This window comes from Paraburkholderia bengalensis (assembly GCF_037126505.1).
GTDB classification, from domain to species: domain Bacteria; phylum Pseudomonadota; class Gammaproteobacteria; order Burkholderiales; family Burkholderiaceae; genus Paraburkholderia; species Paraburkholderia bengalensis.
This window is the reverse complement of the sequence record NZ_JACFYJ010000209.1, coordinates 1-3,174: the sequence shown is the minus strand read 5'-3', so window position 1 is coordinate 3,174 and position 3,174 is coordinate 1. Positions and strand designations below refer to the sequence as shown.

Annotated in this window: 1 protein-coding gene and 1 pseudogene; both read right to left on the bottom strand. The window is 66.5% G+C overall.

What is annotated here, in order from left to right:
- Positions 1–2,458, bottom strand: a pseudogene (locus H3V53_RS42570) (glycosyltransferase family 4 protein); the annotation flags it as partial.
- Positions 2,455–3,174 (bottom strand): MATE family efflux transporter (locus tag H3V53_RS42565; RefSeq protein ID WP_473766677.1); only part of this gene is annotated, 720 nt, incomplete at its 5' end. The pseudogene H3V53_RS42570 and the gene H3V53_RS42565, both read right to left, overlap by 4 nt.

Sequence of the window (3,174 nt, the reverse complement as noted above, 5' to 3'; positions counted from 1 at the left end):
GCCACACTGGCCAAAATCCTCTCCACCCCTTCCACGTACGCCTGGGTACCAAACTTCCGCACGGCCGTCTGATAGCCCCTCGCAACAAGCCTGTCGCGCAGCGACTGATCCGCCCGCAACTCGGCAAGCGTGTCGGCCAACGCATGGGCATCGCCCGGCGTGCACATCAGCCCGTTGATGCCGTCGTCGATGATCTCGACCACACCGCCCGCGCGCGCGGCCACCACTGGCCGCCGCGCCAGCATCCCCTCGACGACCACGCGGCCGAACGGCTCGGGCGTGATCGACGTGTGCGCGACGACGTCGACGGCGCACATGCACGCGGCCACGTCGTCCTGGAAGCCCAGGAAATGCACGCGCTCTTGCAGCCCATGGCTTGCCACGAACTCGCGCAAGCTCGCCTCGTAGGCGTCCTCGCCGAACAGCGGCGCGCCCACCAGCACGGCATGCATCTGCGGATTGAGCACCATCGCCTGCAACAGCACGTGCTGCCCCTTCCACTGCGCGAGTCGGCTGAACGAGCCGACGAGAAACGCCTCCTGCGGCAGCGCCAGCCGCGCGCGCAGCGCGCTCTGCGGCACATCGCGCAACGCGCTGAACGGCGCAGCCGGGATCCCGTTGAACACGACGTCGATGCGTCTGTCACCGAAATTCGTCAGCTCCGCAAACGCGCGCGCCGACGCCGCCGAATTGGCGATCACATGCGCGAGGCCGAATTTCGCGCACCATTTGATGATCGCGAGCTGGCTGCTGCCGAAATGCTCGGGGCTCACGATGTCGCGCAGATGCCAGACCACGGGGCGTCGCGCGAAGCGGCCCGCGAGCGCGCCGATCACCATCGCGCGCTGCGTGTTCGCGTAGATCACGTCGCTCTCTCTCGCGCGCGCAACGGTTGCCCGCACCAGCGACGCGACACCCTTCACCGCTTTCACGAGCGGCGGCACGCCACCCTGCTTGCGGATGTCGCGCGTGGCGCCGGGATCCAGTACTTCGACGGCGACACCTTCGCGGCGCAGCGCCGCGCGAAACGGCCCGTCGTCGAACAGCACGACCCGCACGCGCGATCTGAGCGCCTTCACGATTTCCAGCAGCGACAACTCGGCGCCGCCCATCACGCCGCTCTGGTCGATCGCGAGCACGCGCAGCGCTTTCGACGCAGGCGCTGCGCCGTCGTCGTTTGCGCGCGCAGGGTCCGCAGGCAGCGTGGCGTGACGCAACGCGGGCGCGACTCGCGCACGTGACGGAAGAATCGCTCGCGGAAATGACGGATCGAGAAGCGCTCGGCGTTCGCACGGCAATCGGCGGGCCTGAAGCGAGTGGGATCGTCGGCGAAATCCTCGACGGCGGCGATGATCGAATCGACCGACTGCTCGTTGAAGAACAGCCCCGTCGGTTGCGCCTCGTATTGATCGCGCACGGTTTCGAGCGCCCCGCCCTTGCCATACGCGATCACGGGCGTGCCGCAGGCTTGCGCCTCGACGACCGAGATGCCGAAGTCCTCTTCGGCGGCGAACACGAACGCTTTCGCGCGGCGCATGTGATCGCGCAGCACCTTGAACGGCTGGTAGCCCATGATCTGCACATTGGGCGTCGCCTTGGCGCGCACCTTCTGCATGTCGGGGCCGTCGCCGATCACGACAAGCTTGCGCTGCGGCATCTGCGCGAATGCCTCCACGATCAGGTCGATCTTCTTGTACGGCACCATCCGCGACGCCGTCAGATAGAAGTCGTCCTTCTCTTCGCACAGCGGGAACGCGTCGACATCGACGGGCGGAAAGATCACTTCCGCTTCGCGCTGATAGACCTTCCTGATGCGTCGCGCGATGAACGCCGAGTTCGCGACGAACGCATCGACGGAATTGGACGTGCGGATGTCCCAGTTGCGCATGTAGTGCAGGATCAGCCGCGCGAAGGCGGACTTCGGCCCGCTCGTGAGCTTCGACTGCTGCAGATACTGATGCTGCAGATCCCACGCGTAGCGGATGGGCGAATGCACGTAGCTGATATGCACCTGGTCGGGGCCGGTCAGCACGCCCTTGGCGACGGCGTGACTGCTCGAAATCACGACGTCGTACGCGGACACGTCGAGCTGTTCGATCGCGAGCGGCATCAGCGGCAGATACGCGCGGTACTTCGTGCGCGCGAACGGCAGCCTCTGGATGAACGATGTGGTCACGGGTTTGCCGCGCAGGAACGAGCGGTCGTCGAGAAAATCGACGAGGCTGAAAATGTCGGCCTGCGGAAAACACGCGACGATCTGCTCCAGCACGCGCTCGGCGCCCGCGTACGTGACGAGCCAGTCGTGAATGATGGCCACGCGCACGGGGCCGTCGGTGCGCGCGCCGCTGCGCTTTCCGGGCGGCTTCGCTTTCGGCGCGGCCGTGATCAGATCGTGGCCGGCATCGCGCGTCACGGCAGCGGGACGCAACAGGTCTTCATCAACGATATCGTGGTTCATGCGCTATTCCTCGGATTGAGTCGCAACTTCAGACGCACAAGCAGCGAACGCGCAAGATCGCGCAATGCAGGGGTCATCGTGAGCGACCATGCGACGTTCGCGCTGACGACGAGCGCGCCCGCGGCAATGGCCATCGGCAGGCTGGAGAGCAAGGTGGCGAGCCACAGCGTGCCCACCAGGAAAGCGAGATGCGCGCACATGTCGAGCACGATGGGACGCGCGTGAATCGCCGACAGACGCAGCAGCACCAGATAGTCGAACAGGCCGCGCGCGGCGACGACGACCGCGGCGCCCGTCAGCCCGAAATGCGCGATGCCGAACCACAACGCGGCCGCGAAGAACGGCAGCTCGAACAGGCCGACGCGCGCGGCCGTCGCCGGATGCACCTGCGACTGGATCAGGATGCGGGCGAGATTCGCCTGTCCGACAAGCCACACCGAGACGATCAGAATGCGCCCCACGGGTCCCGCGGCATCGGCGACCTCGCTGCCCACCCATGCGTGCAGGAAGGGCTCGAGCACGATCATCGCGACCAGCGCGACGGGCGTGAACACGCCGTTCAGGAATTCGAGCGACTGCCGCATGATGACGTCGGCGTGATCGCGTCCCACGGCGGACAGGCGCGGGAACAGCGTGCGCTGCAACGCGGTCGGCACGATGTTCAGCCGCGTGACGAGGTTTTGCGGCACGGTGTAGTACGTGACGAAACGCGCGCC